Here is a 22,925-nt window from a genome sequence, read left to right as displayed (position 1 = left end):
CAGGGTGGCTGAGGAAAAGAGCGGTATCGAGGCGTTCATCGCCAACATGCCCAAGGCCGAGCTGCACGTCCACCACGTCGGCTCCGCCTCGCCGCGGGTGGTGGCCGAGCTCGCGGCCCGGCACGAGGGCAACACCAGGGTGCCGGCCGACCCCGAGGCGCTCGCCGAGTACTTCACCTTCACCGACTTCGCGCACTTCATCGAGGTGTACCTGAGCGTGGTCGATCTGATCCGGGACGCCGAGGACGTCCGGTCGCTGACCTACGGCGTCGCCGAGGACATGGCACGCCAGCAGATCCGGTACGCCGAGCTCACCGTCACGCCGTACTCCTCGGTCAGCCGGGGCATCCCGGACGTCGCCTTCATGGAGGCCATCGAGGACGCCCGCAAGTCCGCCGAGAAGGACCTCGGGGTGGTGCTGCGCTGGTGCTTCGACATCCCCGGTGAGGCCGGCCTGGCCGCGGCCGAGGAGACCGCCCGGCTCGCCGTCGACCTGGCGCCGGAGGGCCTGGTCTCGTTCGGCCTCGGCGGCCCGGAGATCGGGGTGCCGCGCCCGCAGTTCAAGCCGTACTTCGACCGGGCCAGGGCGGCCGGGCTGCGCAGCGTCCCGCACGCCGGTGAGACCACCGGCCCGCAGACGGTGTGGGACGCGATCCGGGTGCTGGGTGCCGAGCGGATCGGCCACGGCACCCAGGCGGTCCTGGACCCGGCGCTGGTCGACCACCTCGGCGAGCACCGGATCGCCCTGGAGGTCTGCCCGACCTCCAACATCGCCACCCGCGCGGTGGAGCGGATGGAGGACCACCCGATCCGGCAGATGGCCGACGCCGGGCTGCTGGTCACCGTCAACAGCGACGACCCGCCGATGTTCGGCACCGACCTCAACACCGAGTACGCGGTCGCGGCCGGGCTGCTCGGCCTGGACGAGGCCGGAGTCGCCGCGCTGGCGAAGAACGCCGTCGAGGCGTCCTTCCTCGACCAGGCCGGCAAGGCCCGGCTGGCCGGGGAGATCGACGCCCACCTCGCCTCCTGGCGCTGAGCCGCCCGCGGCCCCGGGGAGCAGCCGCTCCCCGGGGCCGCCGCGGGTTCAGGCCGCCTTGGCGAGGGCGACGGCCGGCGCCGGGACGTCCCGGTGCAGCCAGGCGCGCTCGGCCACCGTCCACGCGGTGGTGGTGAGCAGGTACACCCCGGCGGCCAGCGGGACCAGGGCCGCGAACAGCACGGTGAGGAAGGACAGGTACGGCGCGAAGGCCGCCCCGGGCGCCGTCGTGCCGGCCGAGAGCCGGCGCGCGCGCCGGAAGGACGCGTAGCCGACCGCGGCGAGCGCCGCGTACAGCGCGCCGAAGACCACCAGCTGCGCCGGGCCGTGCGCGGCGCCGACGTGCAGGCCGAGCGGGACCCCGAACAGGGTGTGGTCCAGCAGGTCGTTGCCGTTGGTGAACAGCCGGTACATCACCGAGAAGAACGGGATCTGCACGAGCATCGGCAGGCAGCCCGCGAGCGGCGAGGACTTCTCCGTCCGGTACAGCTCGGCCATCGCGGCCTGGAGCTTCTCCGGCTTGCCCTTGTGCTTGCGGTTGAGCTCGGCCACCTGCGGGGCGAGCCGCATCCGGACCTTCTCGCCGCGGGCGGCGGCCCGGGCGAGCGGGTGCAGCGCCAGCCGGACGGCGACGGTGAACAGCACGATGGCGGCAGCGGTGGGGACCACCTGCGCGAGGGCCGAGACGATGTCGTGGGCCACGCGGACGGCAGGGTCGAGTACGGCGAAAAGGGACATGGGGAGCGAGCCCTCCGGGGTCTCAAGGGGTACGAGAGGTCGGCGGAGGGCGGCCGCGCGGGCCGGAAGAGGGGCGAGGGTTACGCGGCCGCCGGGGCCGCACCGGGGGCCCTGGGGCGGCGGCGGCCGCGGGCGTCCGGATCACGCTGGGGGAGGAAGGCCGTGCGGTAGGCCCGCCGGCGCAGCACACCGCTGCGGACGGCCGCGGGGGCCCTGGCACCGAGCAGCCGGGCGGCCGCCAGGGTGCCGGCCACGGCTCCGGAGAGCAGCACCACGGCGGCGGTGGCCGCGGCCACCGTCAGCCCGGTCGGGCCGGTCGGCAGCTCACCGCCGGGCAGGCCGCCGGTCAGCAGCCGGAACACGCCGAGGAGCAGGGCGACCACGGACACCACAGGCCTCCTCGGGTACGGGCGCGCACCGGGTGTGCGCGCGGACGGCTTCTGCGGCGATGGTACGCCCGCGGTGGCGGGGGACGGCAGGGATCCTCCGGACATGTGGTGCAGAGCTCATCCGGCGCTGCCGTCCACCGCTGCCGTCCGCCACCGCGGTGCGGCTCAGCCGATCGGCGCGACCGAGCCGGTGATCGCGGAGGCCCGGGCCGCCTCCAGCACGGTGAGCGTCGCCACCGCGTCGAAGGGGTCGACCGGGGGCGGGGTGCCGGTGGCGAGCGAGGCGGCGATCCCCGCGTAGTAGGCGGGGTAGTCACCGTGGTCGGTGGGGACGGCGGCGGCGTGCTCGTCGGTGCCGAGGGTGCCGTACGAGGCCGGGTCGTCGGCGCCCCAGGCCCCGCCGTCACCGGGGCGGCGGCCGGCCCGCAGGTCGCCCTCCTGCGGGTCCATGCCGGACTTCACGTACCCGGCCGCGTCGCCGAGCACCCGCAGCCGGGGGCCGCCGAGCGGGGCGATGGCGCTGGTCCACAGGTGCGAGCGGACGCCGCTCGCGTGGGTGATGGCGACGAAGGCGTCGTCGTCGACCACCGCGCCGTCGCGGCGGGTGTCGATCTCGGCGTACACCGTCTCGGCCGGGCCGAACAGGGTGAGCGCCTGGTCGACCAGGTGGCTGCCCAGGTCGTACAGGGTACCGCCGACCTCGGCCGGGTCGGCCAGCTCGCGCCAGCCGGCCTTCGGCTTCGGGCGGAAGCGCTCGAACCGGGACTCGAAGCGGTGCACCCGGCCGAGCGCGCCCTCCTCGACCAGTCGCCGGACGGTCAGGAAGTCGCCGTCCCAGCGGCGGTTCTGGAACACCGACAGCAGGGTGCCGCCCCGCCGGGCGAGCTCGCACAGCTCGCGGGCCTCGGCGGCGGTGGCGGCGAGCGGCTTGTCCACCACGGTGGCGAGGCCCGCGGCGAGCGCGGCCCGGGCCAGCGGCACGTGGGTGCGGTTGGGGGAGGCGATGACCACCAGGTCCAGCTCACCGGCCGCGGCGAACAGCTGCTCGGGGGTGTCCACCGCCCGGGCGCCGGGGTGCTCCCGGTGCAGCTGGGCGCGGCGGTCGGGGTTGGCGGTGACCACCGCGTCCAGCCGCAGTCCGGGGGTGGTGGCGATCAGCGGTGCGTGGAAGGCGGCGCCGGCCAGGCCGTAGCCGATCAGGCCGACGCGGAACGGGGAACGGGGCGAGCTGGTCATGCCCCTACTCAATCACGCGCCGGCGGTGACGCCCGGTCAGCGGGCGTGCGAGCCCGGCCGGCGTCGCCGCCGGTTGACCGTCACGACCGTGGCCCCGGCCAGCAGGAAGGCGCCGCCGACCGCGGCGGCCAGGCCGGTGGAGCGGTCGGTGCCGGTCTGGGCGAGGCCGTCGGCGGCGGGCCGCGCGGCGGCGGTACCGGTGCCGGTCGCGTCGGGGGCGGCGGACGGCGTACCGGTCACGGCGGCGGTCACCGGCCGGGCGGCCTCGGTGGAGGCGGCGGCGCCGGAGGGCGCAGGCGGCGCGGGCGGCGCGGCCGTGGGGGTGCCCGGCTCCGTCGCCTCGTGGGAGTGCGCCGCACCGCTGCCCGGGCTCGGGGTACCGGCCGAGCCCGCCGGGGCGCCGCTGCCGTCGAAGACCACGTCCGAGCAGGAGTAGAAGGCCTCGGGGCTGTCCGAGCGCTGCCAGATCGCGTAGATCAGCTGACGGCCCTTCCGGCCGGCCGGCACCTTGCCGGGCAGCACGTACGAGCCGTCCGAGACCGTCGGGTCGGTGACGGTCAGGAACGGGATCTGCTCCAGATCGGCCCAGCGCAGCGGCTTCGCCGGGTCGTAGCCGGCGTTGGTGAGGTACAGCCGGAAGGTGCCCTTGTGCTGGGCGGTGACGTGGTAGCGGAAGGTGAAGTCGGCGCCGGAGGTGAGGTTGGTGGCGGGCCAGTCCGCGCGCGGCAGGTCGAGCCCGGCGAACTCCGGGGCGTTCGCGCTGCACAGTTTGCCGTCCGGGATCAGCTCGCGGTGCCGGCCGGCCGCGTCGCCGATCCGCACCGCGTTCCAGTCGTACAGCGCCTGGGTGCCGCCGGCCGCGACCGCGGCCCGGCAGGCGGCCGACTTCGGGTGTTCGGGGCCCTCCAGGTAGCAGCCCTCGACGCGGCTCGGCGGGTTCTGCATCGAGCCGTGCGCCTCGGCGGTGCCGCAGCCGAGGGTGCCGGCCAGGGTGAGGCCGGCGAGGACCGCGACGGTGACCGTGAGCCGGCGGACCGGCAGGCGGACTGACATGGGCGGTGCTCCTTCGGGTGGCCCCTCGCCGGGCGGGTGCGGGAGCGGCCCGGGGGAGGGGGACGAGAGGTGGGTGCAGGGAGTGGTCCGGACGGGCCGTGGGGTGCCCGGGAACGAAGCTAGCCCGGCGGGCAGGGGGAAATGACGGCTGCTCAGAGCCGTTAGGGGCGGCTTAAGACACCCTTGAGGGACGGCGCTGCGGCCCCCGCCCGGTCCGGTGGGCGGGCGGGACTGCCGTCGGGCTGGTGTGCGGATTAGGCTGGTGCCGTTGGGGCAGCCGGCAGTGACCCCGGCCGGCCACCGCGCTCGGGGCCGGCGGGTGCAGTTTCCGTACCACCACCGCACGAACTCTGGAGACACGCACGTGGCAGACCGCAAGCCCATCGAGTCCTGGCTGACCGACATGGACGGGGTCCTCATCCACGAGGGCACCCCGATCCCCGGCGCGCAGGAGTTCCTGCGCCGCCTGCGGGAGTCGGGCAAGCCGTTCCTGGTGCTGACCAACAACTCCATCTACACGCCGCGCGACCTCAGCGCCCGGCTGGCCGGGATGGGCCTGGAGGTGCCGGAGGAGTGCATCTGGACCTCGGCGCTGGCCACCGCGAAGTTCCTCAAGGGCCAGCGCCCGGGCGGCACCGCGTACGTGATCGGCGAGGCCGGCCTGACCACCGCGCTCTACCAGGCCGGCTACGTCCTGACCGACAACAACCCCGACTACGTGGTGCTCGGTGAGACCCGCACCTACAGCTTCGAGGCGCTCACCAAGGCGATCCGCCTGATCAACGCGGGCGCCCGGTTCATCTGCACCAACCCGGACGAGACCGGTCCGTCCACCGAGGGCGTGCTGCCGGCCACCGGTTCGGTCGCCGCACTGATCACCAAGGCGACCGGGGTGGACCCGTACTTCGTCGGCAAGCCCAACCCGCTGATGATGCGCGAGGCGCTGAACACCGCCGGTGCGCACTCGGAGAGCGCCGTGATGATCGGCGACCGGATGGACACCGACATCGTGGCCGGCATGGAGGCCGGTATGGAGACCATCCTGGTGCTCACCGGCCTGACCGCCGAGACCGACGTGGAGCGGTTCCCGTACCGCCCGACCAGGGTGGTCAAGTCGATCGCCGACCTGATCGACCAGATCTGACCGAGCAGGTCCGGCCGGCCGGCCGGAGTGCGCAGCCCCGCCGTTCCCGGGAGAGCCCGGGCGGCGGGGCTGTTCCGTACGAGGGGGGATTCTTCGTGAGCGAGCAGACGGTGGCGGCCGGGCAGCCGGCCGGGGCGCAGGAGCAGGAGCGGGAGCGGGACGGCGGCGGGGAGAAGCGGGTCACCTGGGCGGAGCTCTACTTCGACCTGGTCCTCGTCTTCGCGATCACCCAGGTGTCGGGGCTGCTGCACCACCACCACGGCTGGGCCGGGGCCGGGCAGGCCCTGGTGGTGTTCGTCCCGCTGTACTGGTGCTGGGTCGGCACCACCGTGCAGGCCAACATCCAGGACGTGGACCGCCCGCGGGCCCGGCTCGGCATCTTCGCGGTGGGCCTGGGCGGCCTGTTCATGGCGCTGGCGGTGCCCGGCGCGTACGGCGGCCGCGGGCTGCTGTTCGGCGCCGGGTACTGGCTCTCGCGGCTGGTGCTGTTCGCGCTGGTGTCCGGGATCCGCGGCGCCTGGCGGGGCCCGTACGGGGTCGGGGTGCTGGTCAGCGGGCCGCTGCTGGTGGCGGGCGGGCTGCTGGACGGGCCGCTGCGGCCGTCGCTGTGGGCGCTGGCCGGGCTGTGCGACCTCGCCGCTCCGCTGGCGTTCCGGCGCCGGCTGGCCAAGGTGCACTACCACCCGGCCCACCTGCCGGAGCGGTTCGGGCTGTTCCTGCTGGTGGCGCTCGGCGAGTCGATCGTCGGGATAGGCGGCCCGGTCGCCGGCTCGCCCCTGCATCCGGCCCAACTGGTCTCGGTGGCGGTGGCGTTCGTCATCTCCTGCGGCCTGTGGTGGCTCTACTTCGGCTACGCCTCGGACGCCATGCGGTTCGCCCTGGAGACCTCGCCCAGGCGGCGGGACCTGATCCGCTGGGTGTTCTCCTACGGGCACCTCGCCCTGATCGCCGGGGTGATCGCGGTCGCCGTCGGCTTCGGCGAGACGGTCGCCGAACCGGGCCGCGCCCTGGGCGCCGGGCCGCTGGCGCTGCTGTACGGGGGCTGTGCGCTGTACCTGCTGAGTTTCGGCTACACCCGCAAGATGATGTTCGGGGTGGTCTCGCCGACCCGGCTGGCGGCTGCCGCGCTGGTGCTGCTGCTGATGCCGCTGGTGGTCCGGCTGCCGGCGCTGGCGGCGCTGACCGTGCTGGCCGGTGTGCTGGTGGGGCTGAACGGCTGGGAGCACCTGCGGGTGCGGCGGGCGCAGCAGCCGACTTCGTAGTGTCGGTGGTGCTGTGTAGCGTTCGGTGTCGAAGGTGACCGGAGTGAGTCGTACGTCCGGGGCGGGCCGTGCCGGTCCGCCGCCGGTGGTGGTGGGAGGTTGATGTCGTGACCGATGTTGCCGAGGTGGCCGTGGGTGCGGGTCTCGAGGTGCCGGAGTCCTGGCACGGGGTGCTGGCCGAGGAGCTGGGCAAGCCGTACTTCGCCGAGCTGGCCGCGTTCGTGGCCGCGCAGCGGGCCGAGCACGAGGTGTTCCCGCCGGCCGGCCAGGAGTTCTCCGCGCTGGAGGCCACCCCGTACGACAAGGTCCGGGTGCTGATCCTCGGCCAGGACCCGTACCACGACAACGGCCAGGCGCACGGCATGAGCTTCTCGGTGCTGCCCGGGGTGAAGACCCCGCCCTCGCTGCGCAACATGTTCAAGGAGCTGGACGCCGACCTCGGTGTCCCGGCGCCGGACAACGGCTACCTGATGCCGTGGGCCGAGCAGGGCGTGCTGCTGCTCAACGCGGTGCTCACGGTGCGTGCGCACGAGGCCAACTCGCACAAGGCCAAGGGCTGGGAGAAGTTCACCGACGCGGTGATCAAGGCGGTCAGCGCCCGTGAGGAGCCGGTGGTCTTCGTGCTCTGGGGCAACTACGCCAAGAAGAAGCTGCCGCTGATCGACACCGAGCGGCACGTGGTGGTGCAGGGGGCGCACCCCTCGCCGCTGTCGGCCAAGCTGTTCTTCGGCAGCCGCCCGTTCTCGCAGATCGACCGGGCGCTGGAGCAGTTCGGCGGCACCCCGATCGACTGGCGGATCCCGGACCTCGGCAAGTAGCGGGTGGAGCGGAGTGCGGGGGCCCGCACTCCGCTCCGGCCCCGGGGGGTCAGCCCGCGGTGCCGAGGAAGGACGCCCAGCCGCCGGCGGGTGCCTGGCCCACCCCGAGGGTGCGCAGCTTGCGCACGGTGGACTGGTCCTGCACCTCCAGCCACTCCACCAGCTGCCGGAACGACACCAGCCGCACGTCCGGCTTGCCGGCGATGGTCTTGATGGTCTCCTCGACGGCGTCCATGTAGATGCCGCCGTTCCACTGCTCGAAGTGGTTGCCGATGAACAGCGGCGCCCGGTTGGTGGTGTAGGCCCGCTCGAACCCGGCCAGGTAGGCGTCGCGGGCCTGGGTGCGCCACTGGTCGTACTTGGCGGGGTCGCCCTTGGTGGAGCCGCCGGACTGGTTGGCGAGGATGTTGTAGTCCATCGAGAGCACCTGGAAGGCGTGCCCGGGGAAGGGCACCCCCTGCAGCGGGAAGTCCCAGATCTTGCCGTCCTGCACCTTCTGCGGCCAGATCTGCAGGCCGCCGGGCGAGCTGGCGTCGTACTTCCAGCCGAGCTTCGCGGCGGTCGGCAGCAGCGTCTTCTGGCCCTCCAGACAGGGGGTGCGGCCGCCGATGAGTTCCTTGTGATAGTCGAAGGGCAGCGGGTCGACGTCGGTGAAGCCGGTGTTGGTCCGCCACTGCGTGACGAAGGCCACGGCCTGCTGGATCTCGCTCTCCCAGTCCTCCGGCGTCCACTTGCCGACGCCGTTGCCGTCCGGGCGGCTGGCGCAGAAGTGGCCGTTGAAGTGGGTGCCTATCTCGTGGCCGGCCCGCCAGGCCTCGCTGATCAGCTTGACCGTGTTCTTCACGGCGCCGGCCGACAGGAACGGGATGTCGGACGCGCCGACCGGGTGCTTGGGCGGCTGGTAGAGGCCCGACTTCTCCTTCGGCAGGGTGTAGATGCCGGACAGGAAGAAGGTCATCGCGGCCTTGTGGTCCGCCGCCACCTTGAGGAAACGGGCGAACTGGCCGTCGTCGGTGGCGCCGGCGCCGTCCCAGGAGAAGACCACGAACTGCGGGGGCGTCTCACCGGGCTTCAGCTTCTCGGGCTTGGGCTGGTTGGGCTGGGCGCCGGTGTCGGAGGTGGAGCCGTCGCCGATCGGGGTGCCCTTCGGGGACTGGTTCGCGGTGGCGGTGCCGGGGACGGACGAGCCCTTGCTGTCGGATCCCGGGGTCGACCCACCGCCGCCGGAGCCGCCGGTGCCCGAACAGGCGGAGACCGCCCCGAGCGCCGCAGTCGCCGCCGTGGCGCTCAGCACTGTCCTGCGCGAGATGCCGCCCATGTGGTCTCCCCTGCCGCGATGAGTCCCGCTGCTCAGCGAACCTCCGGCGAACCCACAGGTTCCCGGAGGTCAAGTGATAGCAAAATTGGACATTTGATCAGTAATTCCATCCAAAGGATGTCACGAGCCCCTGGGCTTACCGGTTCCAGGTTCCCGTCGAAAACTCATACGCGGCCCGCGACGGGCCGGATGCGGCCCGGTCGCGGCTGTTGCGATCCTGGGACGAACGAACTGACTGACCAAGGACGGGCGGACGGGCCGGGCTCAGACCGCGACCGCGTGCCGCCGCCGCCGTGCCCAGCGCGCGATGGCGGTGGAGATGGCGGTGGCCGCCGCGCAGGACACGGCCAGGCTCAGCCAGGCGGTGTCGAACCAGTGGCTGTTCAGCCAGCCGAGGCTGACGATGTACGCGGCCCACAGCAGCGCCGCCAGCGCCGACCAGCGCAGGAAGCCGCCCCGCTCGGGGGAGTGGCCCACCGCGAGGTCCAGTACGGTCCGGCCGGCCGGTACGAACCGGGCGATGATCACGATAGCCGCGGCGGTCCGGCTCGACCGCCCGGCGAAGCTGCGCTGCATCCGCTCCACGCTCGCCGCCAGCTTCGGCCGGTGCGCCAGCCGGCGCTGGACGGCGGGTGCGCCGCGCCGGGCCAGGTTGAGCAGCAGCAGGTCGCCGAGGAAGGAGGCGATGGCTACCCCGAGCCCGAGCAGCAGCGGCGCCCCGTCGACGTGGGAGGTCCGCAGGACGGCCAGGATGACCAGGCTGCCACTGGGGATGAAGGGCAGGAAGGCGTCGCCCAGCACGGCGAACAGTGCCAGCGCACAGATCCACGAAGAGCCGATGAAGGCGGCGGCGTCCAAGGTCGTACTCCCTCCAGACCGCCCGGGGGAGAGCAGCTACAGGGGGCAACGCTATCGGGTCGACCTTTCATGCCATGAAGCACCCCCGGTGGCGCAACTCACACCGCCCGGCTGCAACCGCACCGCCCGGGCCGGGGACAGGGCGGGGGGCGAGACGGCGGACATGGCACGGGCCCCTGGGACGGGGTGCCGTCCCAGGGGCCCGCTTCGACCGGACGGCGCTGGTCCAGCCCGTCGGTCTTGCACATGGACGCGGCACCGGTGAATGGTCCGCGCTGATCAACAAGACTGCCCGAGGATCGCGCCGCCCGCGACCCCGCGGCCTGGCGACTTCCGGCGCTGGCGTGAAGTCGCCATCCGTACCCGCCTGCTGTCGGAGGGTCAGGAGTCCCGGTCGGCCGCGCCGCCCACCGGCGGGAACACCCGGGCCCGGGCCCGGGTTGTCCCCCTGCGGAACAGCACCCGGCGACCAGGAGGACGGACGGCATGACCACTGTGGAAGGCGACCCGGTCCGCGGCCGCGCCCGGGGAACGGCCCCCGCGCCGCTCTCGATCCTCGACCTCGCGACCGTCGGCGTCGGCACCACCCCCGCCGAGGCCCTGCGCACCACCACCGAGCTCGCCACCGGCGCCGAGCGGTGGGGCTACCACCGCTTCTGGGTGGCGGAGCACCACGGCATGCCGGGCGTCGCCAGCTCGGTGCCGGCCGTGCTGCTCGCGCACCTCGGCGCCCACACCCGTACGCTGCGGCTCGGCTCCGGCGGGGTGATGCTGCCCAACCACGCGCCGCTCGCCATCGCCGAGCAGTTCGGACTGCTGGAGGCGCTCCACCCGGGCCGGGTTGACCTCGGCCTCGGCCGGGCCCCCGGCACCGACCAGGCGACCGCCCGTGCCCTGCGCCGCGGCGACACCGAAGGCGCCGAGGACTTCCCCGACCGGCTCGCCGAGCTGACCCACTTCCTGGACGGCGACTTCCCCGACGGCCACCCGTACGCGGCGCTGGCCGCGGTGCCCCGCAGCGCCGGGCGCCCGCCGATCTGGCTGCTCGGCTCCTCCGGGTTCAGCGCCCGGCTGGCCGGCCGGCTCGGCCTGCCGTTCGCCTTCGCGCACCACTTCAGCGCCGCCAACACGGTGCCCGCCCTCGACCTGTACCGCTCCAGCTTCCGGCCCTCCGCCGTGCTGGCCGAGCCGTACGCGCTGATCGGGGTGAGCGCGGTGGCCGCCGGGGACGAGCAGGAGGCCCGGTTCCTGGCCCGCTCGGCCGGACTGGCCATGCTCCGGCTCCGCCAGGGCCGGCCCGGCCTGATCCCCACCCCGGAGGAGGCCGCCGCCCACCCGTACGGCCCGGCCGAGGCGGACTTCCTCGACAGCTGGCTCGCCAACGTGGTGCTCGGGGCGCCGGGCGAGGTCGCCGACGGCCTGGAGCGGCTGCGCAAGCGCACCGGCGCCGACGAACTGATGGTCACCTCGCACATCCACGGGCACGAGCGCCGGCTGCGCTCCTACGAGCTGATCGCCCAGGCGTACGGGCTCACGGCCGGCGGCTGACCCGCCGACGGCCCGGGGACGGGCGGCCGGGGCCGGTCAGACCGGCGCCGGCCCCGGCCGGCCCTTGCGCAGTATGGCCGCCACCAGCTCGGCCTCCCCGGGCCGGGCGAAGTACCAGCCCTGCGCGGTGTCGCAGCCGGTCAGCCGCAGCCGCTCGGCCTGGGCGGCGCTCTCGATGCCCTCGGCGGTCACCGTCAGCCCCAGCGCGTGGGCCAGCTGCACCATGGCGCCGACGATCTGCTCGTCGGCCGCCTCCCGCCGGGCCCTCGGCCGCCGCTCCGGCTGCGGGTCGCGGAAGCCCTCGATGAAGGTGCCGTCCAGCTTCAGCACGTGCACCGGCAGCCGGGACAGGTAGGAGAGGTTGGAGTAGCCAGTCCCGAAGTCGTCGATGGCGATCCGCACCCCCATGTCCGCCAGCGCCTGGAGCGCCTGCAGCGGACGCCCGCCCGGGCCGAGCACGGCGCTCTCGGTGATCTCCAGCTGGAGCAGCCGGGCCGGCAGCCCGGTCTCCGCCAGCACCTGGGCGACGTCCGCGACCACGTCCGAGTCCCAGATCTGCCGGGCCGCCAGGTTGACGCTGACGAAGGTCTCGGTGTCGGGGAACTCCGCCAGCCACCGCCGGGCCTGTCGGCAGGACTCCTCCAGCACCCACTTGCCCAGCGGCACGATCGCCCCGGACTCCTCGGCGAGCGGGATGAACCGGTCCGGCGACAGCGTGCCGTACCGGGGGTGCCGCCAGCGCACCAGCGCCTCCGCCCCGCGCACCGCGCCGTCCGCGAGCCCCACCAGCGGCTGGTACTCCACCGTGAACTCGCCGCGCTCCAGCGCCGGCCGCAGCGCCGTCGCCAGCCGCTGCCGGGTGAGCTGGTGGGCGCCGCGGTCGGCGTCGTAGAGCGTCCAGCGGGCCCGGCCGTCGGCCTTGGACCAGTACAGCGTGGAGTCCGCGTCCCGCAGCAGGTCGATCGGGGTGGTGCCGTCCACCGGCCGCTCCACCACGCCGACCGAGGCCGTCACCGACAGCTGGTGGCCCGCCACCTCGAACGGCAGCTCCAGCGCCTCGACCAGCTGCGCCGCCAGCTCGGTCAGCTGCTCGCTGCCCCGGCTCCCGGTGACCAGCAGGGCGAACTCGTCGCCCCCGAGCCGGGCCAGCAGCCGGTCCTCGCCCTGGGCGAACCCGTTCTCCAGCCGCTCGGCCACCGCGACCAGCAGCTGGTCGCCGATGTGGTGCCCGAGCATCTCGTTGACCGCCGCGAACCCGTCCAGGTCCACGTAGCACAGGCCCAGCCGGGCGGGCGGCCGCCGGGCCCCGGCCGCCTCGAAGGCGCTCTCCAGCCGCTCGAAGAACAGCGCCCGGTTGGGCAGCCTGGTGAGCGGGTCGTGCAGGCTCTGGTACGCCAGCCGGTCGCCCAGCAGCCGCTGCTCGGTGATGTCCTCGACCATCGCCAGGGTGTACAGCGGCCGCCCGGTGTCGTCCCGGATCAGCGAGATGGTCACCTTGCCCAGCACGGTGCGGCCGTCGCGGTGCTTGAGCTGCTTCTCCACCCGCAGCCGGTCGCGCTCGCCGCGCATCAGCTCCAGGTAGAGCCGGCGGGGCGCGTCCTCGGGCTCGATGATCCGGTGGATGTGCATCCGGGCCAGGTCGGCGGAGTCCCGGCCGATCATCGCGGCGAACGCCGGGTTGGCCTCGATGATGTGGTCGTCGGCGTCGATCAGCGCCATCCCGATCCCCGCGTCCGCGAACGCCGCCCGGAACCGGGACTCGCTGGCCCGCAGCGCGGCCAGCAGCCGCTGGGTGCCGCCGCCGACCGGCGCGCCGCAGGCGGGACAGCCGGTGAGCCCGGCGGCCGTGGCCGGCGGCGGCCCGAACTCCCCTTGCGGGTACGGCGGGAGAACGTGCGACTGGTGGACGCCGACGGCCGGGTGCGCGTCCTCGGCCCGGCTGCGTCCGTCGTGCCGCACGCCCAGGTGTTGTGCGTCGGCCCCCTCGTTCCGGCCCGGCACGGCACGCTCCCGTCCGCTGCTCACACTGATCCGGTCGGCTGCCCGTACCGCGGCGGACCGCTTGTCGGCCGCGGGCGGGCCGCCCCGGCCCGGGGGACCGGACCGCTGGACGGGGCACACTCGGCGGCGAACGGGCCACTGCCGCTGATCATAGGCCGCCCACGGATCCACGGGCGACCGCCGCCAGGGTGATTCGCGGCGATCGGGGAGCCGGCCGGAGTGCGGACACGGCACCGCCCCCGGCGCGCGGGGGGCGGGGCGCGCCCGGGGGGGGGGGGGGGCTGCCAGCCACCCCCCCCGCCCCCCGGGGGGGCGGGGCCCCGGCGGCCCCCCCCCCCCTCGGTGCTTCCGGCGCCGCCGTCAGCCGACCGGCCCCGGCAGGTCCACCAGCCGGGCCAGCGCCGCCCGGTGGTGCCCGGGCGTGCCCAGGGCGATCTGGTCCGCCTTGGCGCGCTTGAGGTACAGGTGCGCCGGGTGCTCCCAGGTCATCCCGATCCCGCCGTGCAACTGGACGCACTCCTCGGCCGCCCGCACCGCCACCGCCGCGCAGTGCGCCTGCGCGAGCGCCACCGCGACCTCGGCGTCCGGGCCGCCGCGCGCCAGGGTGTCCGCCGCGTACCGGGCCGCCGCACGCGCCCCGACCGTCTCCAGCCACAGATCGGCCAGCCGGTGCTTCAGCGCCTGGAACGACCCCAGCCGGCGCGCGAACTGCCGGCGCTCCTTCAGGTACTCCACCGTGGCCGCCAGACACCACTCGGCCACCCCGAGCTGCTCCGAGGCCAGCAGCCCGGCAGCCGTCAACAGGGCCTGCCCGAGGGCCCGTTCGGCCACCTCGCCGACGGCCAGCCGGCGCCCGGGCACCTCGTGCAGGGTGACGTCCGCGAGCGGCCTGGTCAGGTCCAGCGAGGTCCGCCGGACCACCCCCAGACCGGCCGCGCCCGCCTCGACCGCGTACAGCGCGGGGCCGTCCGGCCCCACCGCCGGGACCAGCAGCAGCCCGGCGTCCAGCGCGTCGGCCACCGAGGTGACCCGGCCGCTCAGCGTGGCACCCGCACCGGCGGTCACAGCCGCCGGGAACCCGGCCCCCGGCGCGGTCGACAGCGGCACCGCGACGGTCGCGGTCAGCGCACCGCCCGCGACCTGCGGCAGCAGCGCGTCCTGCGGACAGGCCGCCAGCAGCAGCACCCCCGCCAGCACCGCACTGCCCAGGAACGGCACCGGCGCCACCCGCCGCCCCAGCTCCTCCAGCACCACGGCGCTCTCCCGCAGGCTCGCACCCGCGCCGCCGTACTCCTCGGGCACGTGCAGCCCCGCCACCCCTAGCTCGTCGGCCAGGGCGCGCCACAGCGCCGGGTCGTACGGCCGGGGCCCCTCGCAGCGCTCCAGCACCGCCGACGGCGGGCACCGGTCGGTGAGCAACGCCCGGACGCTGGCCCGCAGTTCCTCCTCGATCTCGGAGTGGAGCAGATCGGGTGCGCTCATCGCGGCAGCTCCTTCCAGGGCAGGTCCTTGTCGGTGCGCGGCTCGCCCGGCAGGCCCAGCACCCGCTCGGCGATGATGTTGCGGAGGATCTCCGAGGTGCCGCCCTCGATCGAGTTCCCCTTGGCCCGCAGGTACCGGTAGCCGGCCTCACGGCCGTTGAAGTCGACCAGCTCCGGGCGGCGCAGCGTCCAGTCGTCGTACCCGAGGCCCTCCTCGCCGAGCAGTTCCACCTCCAGACCGCTCAACTCCTGGGCGAGCCGGGCGAAGGCGAGCTTCATCGCCGCCCCCTCCGGCCCGGGCTGGCCGACCGCCAGCTGCTGCCGCAGCCGCTCACCCGCCAGCCGCGTCACCTCGGCGTCCACCCAGAGCTTCAGCAGCCGCTGGTGCAGCTCGTGGGTGCGCAGCTCGGGCCGCTCCCGCCAGGTGGCCGCGACGATGCCGGTCAGCCCGCCCTCGCGTGGCATCGCCTGCCCGCCGATCGCCACCCGCTCGTTGTTGAGCGTCGTCTGTGCGACCTGCCAGCCCTCGCCGACGCCGCCGAGGCGGTGCGCGTCGGGGATCCGCACGCCGGTCAGGAACACCTCGTTGAACTCGGCCTCCCCGGTGATCTGCCGCAGCGGGCGGACCTCCACCCCTGGGTCGGTCATGTCGCAGACGAAGTAGGTGATGCCCTGGTGCTTGGGTACGCCGGGGTCGGTGCGGGCGATCAGGATCGCCCAGCGGGCGGTGTGCGCACCGGAGGTCCACACCTTCTGCCCGTCCACCCGCCAGCCGTCGCCGTCGCGGACCGCGCGGGTGGCCAGCGCCGCCAGGTCGGATCCGGCGCCCGGCTCGCTGAACAGCTGGCACCACACCTCCTCCCCGGTCCACAGCGGCCGCAGGAACCGCTGCTTCTGCTCCTCGGTGCCGTACCGCAGGATGGTCGGCGCGGCCATGCCGAGGCCGATGCCGATCCGCCGCGGATCGTTGTCCGGCGCCCCGGCGGCCGCCAACTCGCTCTCCACCAGGGCCTGCAGGGCGCGCGGCGCACCGAGCCCGCCGAGCCCGGGCGGGAAGTGCACCCAGGCCAGGCCGGCGTCGAACCTGGCCCGCAGGAAGTCCTCCCGCGCAGTGCCGGCCGGGTCGTACGCGTCGAGCAGCCCGCGCAGGCGCTCACGGACCTCCGGCTCCGCGTCGGACGCCGCTGCCTCCGGTGATCGCATGTCAGACCTCCCCGCCCTGGCGGCGCTTCAGTTCGCGCCGGGCCAGCGACCGCCGGTGCACCTCGTCCGGACCGTCCGCCAGCCGCAGGGTCCGGATCCCGGCCCACAGCTGTGCCAGCGGGGTGTCCTGGCCGACCCCGGCCGCACCGTGCGCCTGGACGGCCTTGTCGAGGATCCACTCCACCGCCGACGGCACGGCGATCTTGATGGCCTGGATCTCGGTGTGCGCACCCCGGTTGCCGACGGTGTCCATCAGCCAGGCGGTCTTCAGCACCAGCAGCCGGGCCTGCTCGATCCGCACCCGGGACTCCGCGATCCACTCCTGAACCACGCCCTGCTCGGCCAGCGGCCGGCCGAACGCGACCCGGGACAGGGCCCGGTCGCACATCAGCTCCAGCGCCCGCTCGGCCACCCCGATCGCCCGCATGCAGTGGTGGATCCGGCCCGGCCCGAGCCGCGCCTGCGCGATGGCGAACCCGGAGCCCTCCGCACCGATCAGGTTCCCCACCGGCACCCGGACGTCCTCGAACAGCACCTCGGCGTGCCCGCCGTGGTCCTCGTCCCCGTACCCGAACACCGTCATCCCGCGCCGCACCGTCACCCCGGGGGTGTCGCGCGGCACCAGGATCATGCTCTGCTGCCGGCGCGGGTCCCCGGCGGGATCGGTCTTGCCCATCACGATGAAGATCCGGCAGTTCGGGTTCATCGCCCCGGTGATGTAGAACTTGCGGCCGTTGACCACGTACCGGTCGCCGTCCCGCTCGATCCGGGTGGTGATGTTGGTGGCGTCCGAGGAGGCCACCTCCGGCTCGGTCATCGCGAACGCCGACCTGATCTCACCCGCGAGCAGCGGCTCCAGCCACTGCTTGCGCTGCGCCTCGTCGCCGAACTCGGCCAGCAGCTCCATGTTCCCGGTGTCCGGGGCCGCGCAGTTCAGCGCGGCGGGCGCCAGCAGGATCGACCGGCCGGTGATCTCGGCCAGCGGCGCGTACTGGAGGTTGGTCAGGCCCGCGCCGTGCTCGCCCGGCAGGAAGAGGTTCCACAGGCCGCGCGCCCGGGCCGCCGTCTGCAGCTCGCCGACGACCGGCGGGACGGTCCATGGCTCCCGTGCGGGGTCGGCGAGTTGGGCGGTGAGCACCGGCTCCGCCGGGTACACCGCCTCGTCCATGAAGGCGAGCAGCCGGCCGCGCAGCTCCTCGGTGCGGGCGTCGTAGGAGAAGTCCACCGTCAGTGCTCCTTGTTGGTCGGCCGGTCCAGCGAGGCGAGACCGAACTGTACGAAGGCGGGCACCAGTTCACCGACCCGGTCGAAGCCGGGGCCGACCGTGCCGCCCTTGGTCCACCGGTAGTGGATGCCCTCCAGTACGACGGCCAGCTTGAACGAGGCGAAGCCGACGTACCAGCCGAGCGCCGCCACGTCCCGCCCCGAGCGCTCGGCGTACCGGGCGACCAGGTCGGCGGTGGCGGGGAACCCGGGGGCGAGCACTGCGCCGGGCAGGACGCCGTCGAAGCGCCGGGCCAGCTCGATGTACATCACCAGCAGTCCGAGGTCGGTCAGCGGATCGCCGACGGTGGACATCTCCCAGTCCAGCACCGCGGTGATCCGGTCGTCCGCGTCGACCAGCACGTTGTCCAACCGGTAGTCGCCGTGCACCAGCGCGGGCGCGGGGGAGAACGGGAGCGCGGCGGCGAGCTGCGCCTGCAGCTCGTCGATGCCGGCCACCTCCCGGCTGCGGGAGGCCGCCAACTGCTTGCCCCAGCGGACCAGTTGCCGCTCCAGGAAGCCCTCCGGCCGGCCGAAGCCGCCCAGCCCGACGGCCTGCGGGTCGAGCGCGTGCAGGTCGACCAAGGTGTCCACCAGGCGCAGCCCGAGGGCGTGCACCCGCTCGTCGCCGAGGCCCTCGAACTGCTCGGTGTCCCGGTAGACGGTGCCCGGCGCGCACTCCATCAGGTAGCACGGCGCCCCGGTCACCTCCGGGTCCTCGATCAGCAGCAGCGGCCGCGGCACCGGCACCCCGGTCGGGTGCAGGGCGGTCAGCACCCGGAACTCGCGGGCCATGTCGTGTGCGGTGGCCAGGACGTGCCCGAGCGGCGGCCGCCGCAGCACCCAGCGGCCGGTGCCGTCCTCCAGCAGGTAGGTCAGGTTCGACTTGCCGCCCTCGAACAGCCGGGCGTGCAGCGGACCGGCCAGCAGACCGGGCAGGTCACGGTCGATGCGGGCGCGGAGACGGTCGAGATCGAGGCCGGGAAGGGCTGCGGGGGCGTCGCTCATGGGCTCCTCGCCTGGGTGGGGACGACGACAGGACGGTATGACTAAGCGCTTGCTTAGAATCCCCGCGAGGTGTCCGCCTTGTCAACGGCTGCGACCGCCGGGCCCGCCCCGGCCCCCGCCGCGCGGACGCCGCAGCCGCCCCGGACCGTCCGGCCCGGGGCGGCTGCGTACCTGCCGGCGGCTAGCGCCCGGCGACCTTCGCGGCGACCCGGTCGCCGAGGTCCTTGTCCACGTTGCGCCAGTACGTGACGGCCCGCTCCAGGACCGGCGCGGAGACCCCCTTCAGCAGGTGCCCGGCGATGTTCGACACCAGCCGCTCGCGCGCGGCGTCGTCCAGCACCTCGCGCACCATGGTGCCCGCCTGACCCCAGTCGTCGTCCTCGGCGTGCAGCGGGTACGCCTCGCGGACCATCCGCCCCGCCACGTCCCAGCCCATCGGCGCGCCCCACAGCTCGGGCTGCGCGGCCGGCCCGCCGTACGAGTTGGGCGCGTACGGCGTGGTGGCCCGGGACGCGTCGAAGCGCATCGGCCCGTCCTTGGCGTACGAGTGCACCGGCACGTGCGCCCGGTTGGGCGGCAGCTGGGCGTAGTTGGGGCCGATCCGGTACCGGTGGGTGTCCGGGTAGGAGAAGATCCGGCCGAGCAGCATCTTGTCCGGCGAGACCCCGATGCCGGGCACCAGGTTCGACGGCTCGAATGCGGCCTGCTCGATGTGGACGTGGTAGTTGTCCGGGTTGCGGTCGAGCGTCATCCGGCCGACCTCGTGCAGCGGATGGTCGGCGTGCGGCCACACCTTGGTCAGGTCGAACGGGTTGAACCGGTACGTCCACGCGTCGTCGAACGGCATCACCTGGACGTACAGCGTCCACGACGGGTGGTCGCCGTTCTCGATCGCGTCGTGGAGGTCGCGCAGGTGGGCGTCCGGGTCCTCGCCGGCCAGCCGGTCGGCGGCGTCCTGGGTCAGGAACTCGATGCCCTGGTCGGTCTTGAAGTGGTACTTGACCCAGAAGCGCTCGCCGTCCGCATTGACCCACTGGTAGGTGTGCGAGCCGTACCCGTTCATGTGGCGCCAGGACTTCGGGATGCCGCGGTCGCCCATCAGCCAGGTGACCATGTGGGCCGACTCCGGGGAGAGCGTCCAGAAGTCCCACTGCATGTCGTGGTCGCGCAGGTGGGTGTCGGGGCGGCGCTTCTGCGAGCGGATGAAGTCCTGGAACTTGATCGGGTCCCGGACGAAGAAGACCGGGGTGTTGTTGCCGACCAGGTCGTAGTTGCCCTGCTCGGTGTAGAACTTCAGCGCGAAACCGCGCGGGTCGCGCCAGCTGTCGGGGGTGCCGAGCTCACCGGCGACGGTGGAGAACCGGGCCAGCATCTCGGTCTCCTTGCCGGGCTGGAACAGGTCGGCCCTGGTGAACCGGCTCACGTCCTGGGTCACCCGGAAGACGCCGTACGCGCCGCCGCCCTTGGCGTGCACCACCCGCTCGGGCACCCGCTCCCGGTTGAACTGGGCCATCTTCTCGATCAGGTAGTGGTCGTGCAGCAGGATCGGGCCGACCGGGCCCGCGGTCAGCGAATCCGCGTCGCTCTCGACCGGGACCCCGGCGTTGTTGGTGGTGGGCTGGACGGGGTGCTGGGCGCGTGGTGCATCGGACATGGCTGTGAGGCCTCCTAGCGGTACCGGGACGTACCTTCGGCGTCGCGCGCGCTGCGCTGCGACCGGTTCGACCGAACCACCGTCCGCCGGGTCCGGCAACCGCAGACCCCGGCCGCCCCGGCCACCATGTCCGTTACGGACGCGTCGTGAATGCGGCGCAGCCCGGCCGGTGGGTACCGGCCGGGCTGCGCGCTGGGTCCTGCGGGGTGCTACTGGGCACCAGCGGGTACCGCTGGGTCCTGCGGGGGTGGTGCCGCGGTAGCGGGTCCGGGGGTCAGTGACCGCCCTCGTCCACCACCTCGACGTCCTGGATCATCTGCTCGATCAGCTCGGCGGGCAGTGCGACCCGGGTCGCCCAGGAGTAGATGGCGAGCGCGAAGGCCGCGACCACGCCCATGTCCCACCACATCGGCAGGTTGCCCTGGCCGTCGCCGAAGCTGCCCTGCCAGGAGATCAGCCCGAGGCCGAGCAGGTACGCGGGCAGCCACTGGGCCGCGCGCCAGTCCAGCTTCGGCGCGTTCGGCAGGCCCTTCTTGGTGGCGTACGCGGCGTAGCTGCCGAGCAGCACGTAGCCGAGCACGATGGCGATGCCGAGGCGGGCCAGGGTGTGCCAGCCGGTCCAGTAGATGATCATGCTGGCGACGATGAACGACAGCGGGGCGATGACCGCGCCGCCGGGCAGGCGGTACGAGCGCTCACGGTTCGGCAGGCGGCGGCGCAGCGCACCGAAGGCCAGCGGGGCGCCCGCGTACATCAGCACCGAGGCGGAGGTGATGAAGCCGACCAGCTCCTGCCAGCTCGGGAAGGGCAGGAAGCAGATCACACCGGTCAGGAAGGAGATGACCAGACCGAACCACGGCACGCCCTGGCGGTCGACCCGCTCGAACAGCTGGGGTGCGTAGCCGTTCTTGCTCAGGCCGTAGGAGATGCGCGAGGTGGAGGTGGTGTAGATGAGGCCGGTGCCGCCGGGCGAGACGATCGCGTCGAAGTACAGCACCCAGGCCAGCCAGCCGAGGCCGACGGTGGTGGCGAGGCCGGCGAACGGGCCGCTGATGCCGGGGAAGTCGAGGTTGGCCCAGCCGTTCGCGAACGAGGTCGCGGGCAGCGCGGCGATGAAGACGACCTGCAGCAGGATGTAGATCAGGGTGCCGATGGCGACCGAGCCGAGCACGGCGCGCGGGATGTCGCGCTTGGGGTTCTTGCTCTCACCGGCCAGCTGGATCGCCTGCTCGAAGCCGAGCAGGGCGAAGATGATGCCGCTGGTGCTGATCGCGGCCAGGATGCCCTTGGTGCCGAACGGGGCGAAGCCGTGCGAGGTGAAGTTGCCGCCGTGGAAGTTGGTCACGGCGAGGGTGAAGATGGCCAGCAGCGGCACGAAGATCTTCAGCCAGGTGGCGAAGCTGTTGGTGTGCGACAGCACGCGCACGCCGAGGAAGTTGACCGCGACGAAGACGCCCATCAGGATCACCGCGACCACGAAGCCGGAGGCGGTGAGGGTGCCGTTGTCGTTCAGGAAGCTCTTCGCGAACTCCCAGTGACCGGCGTAGCCGATCATGGCCTCGACCTCGATCGGCGCGACCGTGGCGGCCTGCAGCCAGGAGAACCAGCCGAACGACATGCCGGCCAGGCCGCCGAAGGCGTAGTGCGGGTAGCGCGCGGTGCCGCCCGCCACCGGGAACATGCCGCCGAGCTCGGCGTGGACGAAGGCCAGCAGCACGATCGCGACCGCGCCGATGCCCCAGGAGATGAGCGCGGCGGGGCCGGCCACCATGACGGCGTTCTTCGCGCCGTAGAGCCAGCCGGAGCCGATGATCGAGCCCACGGAGGCCCAGAGCAGGCCGATCAGCCCGACCTCACGGCGCAGCGAACGGCCGCTGCCCGGTGAACCGGTCGATGGGGAGGCTGAAGGGGCGAGCTGGTCGACAGAAGCCATGGGGATGGGGAACCTCTCGGTGAATGGCAGGTGGAGGTTGAGAGTTGCCCAAGGCTAGGTCGGCACCACGGTCGCACAACAGACGCGAAGCCGAATAGTTACATTCAGATGGCCAATTTCACGGCTGCTGCACAACTGACTGCTCTCCGTATGTCTCCGCAGGTCAGGCCAGGCGTCACGGAAATTTGAGCATTATTTGAGAAAGCGGGTGGGGTGGTATTGCTTCGCAGGGCGCTGCATAAGCATGAGGGCCGCGCGGGGGCGCTGGGGCGGTCGTTCGCGCCGCGTCGGCACGGATTTATACAGGAATCGGTCGATGGTTGAGGGCCTGCAGCACCGGGTGGACAGGCGGTGAACCGGGGTGGCCGGGGGCGGAAGAGAGTGCCTGGTGAAGGCCGGTGAGGCCCGCGGGCCGTCCGAAGGAGGGGGTCCGCCGGTCTCAGTGGGTGGGATCCGGCGGGGCCGCGGACACCTTCACGGAGTGCCCGGAGGCGTCCGCGGCGTACCAGTACGAGCCGAACCGCGACTGCTCCTGGCCGAACGACTCCCCGGCGGCCGTGTCCGCGGCGCACAGGTAGAGCGGCCGCCCGTTGTAGAGGACCTGGACCGTGCCGTCGGTCCGCACCGTGGTGCCGAGCAGCCCCTCGTCCGCGCCCGGACCGGCCACCGGCAGACCCTTGGTGGTCAGCGGGGGGAGCGCGGCGGCGCAGTCGTCGTAGCAGGTGGAGGCCGTCGAGGTGTCGCCCTCGAAGACGTACAGCGTGCGCCCCTGGGCGTCGACCAGCACCGGGCCGAGCGGATCGGTGGCCGCCACCCCGACGGCCGTGCCGGGCTCGGCGGACAGGGCCGCGGCCGCTGCGGCCGCCGCAGCCGCGGCAGCCGCCGCTACGGCGGGGTCGGCGGCCGGCGCGCGCGCGCCGGGTGTCTCGTCGCCGTCCGCACCCGGGCGTCAGGCGTCCCGGTGCCCGAGTGCGTCGGA

General features: G+C 73.6%; 19 protein-coding genes. 5 read left to right on the top strand and 14 right to left on the bottom strand.

Translation table 11 applies throughout. The annotated features are described in order from the left end of the window. Positions 1-4 precede the first annotated feature (4 nt). A complete protein-coding gene (locus AB0D08_RS27355) occupies positions 5-1,039 on the top strand; it encodes an adenosine deaminase (RefSeq protein WP_082527108.1) in 1,035 nt (344 codons plus the stop codon). 48 nt (positions 1,040-1,087) lie between these two features. Here AB0D08_RS27355 and AB0D08_RS27350 read toward each other — a convergent pair whose 3' ends face one another. The 4 genes from AB0D08_RS27350 to AB0D08_RS27335 all read right to left on the bottom strand — a co-directional run bounded on the left by AB0D08_RS27350 (position 1,088) and on the right by AB0D08_RS27335 (position 4,455). Further along, on the bottom strand, positions 1,088-1,777 hold the full coding sequence (locus AB0D08_RS27350; RefSeq protein ID WP_033824818.1) for a YidC/Oxa1 family membrane protein insertase: 690 nt from the start codon (positions 1,775-1,777) through the stop codon (positions 1,088-1,090). 80 nt (positions 1,778-1,857) lie between these two features. Continuing rightward, complete coding sequence (locus AB0D08_RS27345; RefSeq protein ID WP_359892471.1) at positions 1,858-2,160, bottom strand: DUF6412 domain-containing protein; 303 nt, start codon at positions 2,158-2,160, stop codon at positions 1,858-1,860. A 171-nt stretch (positions 2,161-2,331) separates the two neighbouring features. Continuing rightward, positions 2,332-3,402, bottom strand: coding sequence for a Gfo/Idh/MocA family oxidoreductase (locus AB0D08_RS27340; RefSeq protein ID WP_033824820.1), 1,071 nt, complete (start codon positions 3,400-3,402; stop codon positions 2,332-2,334). A 36-nt stretch (positions 3,403-3,438) separates the two neighbouring features. Then, on the bottom strand, positions 3,439-4,455 hold the full coding sequence (locus AB0D08_RS27335) for a lytic polysaccharide monooxygenase (protein ID WP_359892450.1): 1,017 nt from the start codon (positions 4,453-4,455) through the stop codon (positions 3,439-3,441). A gap of 364 nt (positions 4,456-4,819) precedes the next feature. Between AB0D08_RS27335 and AB0D08_RS27330 the strand changes: the two genes are divergently transcribed. The 3 genes from AB0D08_RS27330 to AB0D08_RS27320 all read left to right on the top strand — a co-directional run bounded on the left by AB0D08_RS27330 (position 4,820) and on the right by AB0D08_RS27320 (position 7,679). Then, a complete protein-coding gene (locus tag AB0D08_RS27330; protein WP_033824822.1) occupies positions 4,820-5,599 on the top strand; it encodes an HAD-IIA family hydrolase in 780 nt (259 codons plus the stop codon). A gap of 95 nt (positions 5,600-5,694) precedes the next feature. Next, positions 5,695-6,861, top strand: a complete 1,167-nt coding sequence (locus tag AB0D08_RS27325) for a low temperature requirement protein A (RefSeq protein ID WP_359892447.1) — start codon at positions 5,695-5,697, stop codon at positions 6,859-6,861. 107 nt (positions 6,862-6,968) lie between these two features. Then, a complete protein-coding gene (locus AB0D08_RS27320; RefSeq protein WP_199520506.1) occupies positions 6,969-7,679 on the top strand; it encodes a uracil-DNA glycosylase in 711 nt (236 codons plus the stop codon). A gap of 49 nt (positions 7,680-7,728) precedes the next feature. Here AB0D08_RS27320 and AB0D08_RS27315 read toward each other — a convergent pair whose 3' ends face one another. Both AB0D08_RS27315 and AB0D08_RS27310 read right to left on the bottom strand, forming a co-directional pair. Next, complete coding sequence (locus tag AB0D08_RS27315; protein ID WP_082527109.1) at positions 7,729-8,997, bottom strand: hypothetical protein; 1,269 nt, start codon at positions 8,995-8,997, stop codon at positions 7,729-7,731. Positions 8,998-9,261: 264 nt separating this feature from the next. After that, positions 9,262-9,855, bottom strand: a complete 594-nt coding sequence (locus AB0D08_RS27310; RefSeq protein WP_051814082.1) for a hypothetical protein — start codon at positions 9,853-9,855, stop codon at positions 9,262-9,264. Between the two features lie 486 nt (positions 9,856-10,341). On the opposite strand from AB0D08_RS27310, the gene AB0D08_RS27305 reads away from it, so the two are divergent. After that, positions 10,342-11,403 (top strand): LLM class flavin-dependent oxidoreductase, encoded by a 1,062-nt coding sequence (locus tag AB0D08_RS27305; RefSeq protein WP_033824823.1) that lies wholly within the window; start codon positions 10,342-10,344, stop codon positions 11,401-11,403. A 36-nt stretch (positions 11,404-11,439) separates the two neighbouring features. On the opposite strand, the gene AB0D08_RS27300 is transcribed toward AB0D08_RS27305, so the two are convergent. From AB0D08_RS27300 to AB0D08_RS27265, 8 genes are all read right to left on the bottom strand, one after another. Next, the gene (locus AB0D08_RS27300) at positions 11,440-13,362 is read right to left on the bottom strand and encodes an EAL domain-containing protein (protein WP_359892443.1); all 1,923 of its coding nucleotides are present in this window, start codon (positions 13,360-13,362) and stop codon (positions 11,440-11,442) included. Between the two features lie 402 nt (positions 13,363-13,764). Continuing rightward, positions 13,765-14,886 (bottom strand): acyl-CoA dehydrogenase family protein, encoded by a 1,122-nt coding sequence (locus AB0D08_RS27295; RefSeq protein WP_033818742.1) that lies wholly within the window; start codon positions 14,884-14,886, stop codon positions 13,765-13,767. Continuing rightward, complete coding sequence (locus tag AB0D08_RS27290; protein ID WP_359892440.1) at positions 14,883-16,088, bottom strand: acyl-CoA dehydrogenase family protein; 1,206 nt, start codon at positions 16,086-16,088, stop codon at positions 14,883-14,885. The genes AB0D08_RS27295 and AB0D08_RS27290 overlap by 4 nt, the downstream gene beginning before the upstream one ends. 1 nt (position 16,089) lies before the next feature. After that, positions 16,090-17,313: an acyl-CoA dehydrogenase family protein gene (locus AB0D08_RS27285; RefSeq protein ID WP_033818744.1), complete on the bottom strand. Its 1,224-nt coding sequence runs from the start codon at positions 17,311-17,313 to the stop codon at positions 16,090-16,092. 2 nt (positions 17,314-17,315) lie between these two features. Then, positions 17,316-18,359: a phosphotransferase family protein gene (locus AB0D08_RS27280; RefSeq protein ID WP_359892437.1), complete on the bottom strand. Its 1,044-nt coding sequence runs from the start codon at positions 18,357-18,359 to the stop codon at positions 17,316-17,318. Positions 18,360-18,540: 181 nt separating this feature from the next. Further along, a complete protein-coding gene (locus tag AB0D08_RS27275; protein ID WP_033818746.1) occupies positions 18,541-20,013 on the bottom strand; it encodes a catalase in 1,473 nt (490 codons plus the stop codon). Positions 20,014-20,287: 274 nt separating this feature from the next. Then, on the bottom strand, positions 20,288-21,946 hold the full coding sequence (locus AB0D08_RS27270; RefSeq protein WP_033818747.1) for an APC family permease: 1,659 nt from the start codon (positions 21,944-21,946) through the stop codon (positions 20,288-20,290). 439 nt (positions 21,947-22,385) lie between these two features. Beyond that, on the bottom strand, positions 22,386-22,760 hold the full coding sequence (locus tag AB0D08_RS27265) for a hypothetical protein (protein ID WP_359892434.1): 375 nt from the start codon (positions 22,758-22,760) through the stop codon (positions 22,386-22,388). Positions 22,761-22,925 lie beyond the last annotated feature (165 nt).

Origin of the sequence: Kitasatospora sp. NPDC048540, from assembly GCF_040651175.1 — a bacterium.
In the GTDB taxonomy this organism is placed as follows: Bacteria; Actinomycetota; Actinomycetes; order Streptomycetales; family Streptomycetaceae; genus Kitasatospora.
The sequence above is the reverse complement of the archived record's forward strand: the minus strand, read 5'-3'. Positions and strand labels throughout refer to the sequence as shown.

Excerpts from the sequence above, each read along its gene's own strand:
- AB0D08_RS27340 (WP_033824820.1), bottom strand. The coding sequence starts at position 3,402 with ATGACCAGCTCGCCCCGTTCCCCGTTCCGCGTCGGCCTGATCGGCTAC.
- AB0D08_RS27315 (WP_082527109.1), bottom strand. The coding sequence starts at position 8,997 with ATGGGCGGCATCTCGCGCAGGACAGTGCTGAGCGCCACGGCGGCGACT.
- AB0D08_RS27295 (WP_033818742.1), bottom strand. The coding sequence starts at position 14,886 with ATGAGCGCACCCGATCTGCTCCACTCCGAGATCGAGGAGGAACTGCGG.
- AB0D08_RS27350 (WP_033824818.1), bottom strand. The coding sequence starts at position 1,777 with ATGTCCCTTTTCGCCGTACTCGACCCTGCCGTCCGCGTGGCCCACGAC.
- AB0D08_RS27335 (WP_359892450.1), bottom strand. The coding sequence starts at position 4,455 with ATGTCAGTCCGCCTGCCGGTCCGCCGGCTCACGGTCACCGTCGCGGTC.
- AB0D08_RS27280 (WP_359892437.1), bottom strand. The coding sequence starts at position 18,359 with ATGAGCGACGCCCCCGCAGCCCTTCCCGGCCTCGATCTCGACCGTCTC.
- AB0D08_RS27275 (WP_033818746.1), bottom strand. The coding sequence starts at position 20,013 with ATGTCCGATGCACCACGCGCCCAGCACCCCGTCCAGCCCACCACCAAC.
- AB0D08_RS27290 (WP_359892440.1), bottom strand. The coding sequence starts at position 16,088 with ATGCGATCACCGGAGGCAGCGGCGTCCGACGCGGAGCCGGAGGTCCGT.
- AB0D08_RS27270 (WP_033818747.1), bottom strand. The coding sequence starts at position 21,946 with ATGGCTTCTGTCGACCAGCTCGCCCCTTCAGCCTCCCCATCGACCGGT.
- AB0D08_RS27305 (WP_033824823.1), top strand. The coding sequence starts at position 10,342 with ATGACCACTGTGGAAGGCGACCCGGTCCGCGGCCGCGCCCGGGGAACG.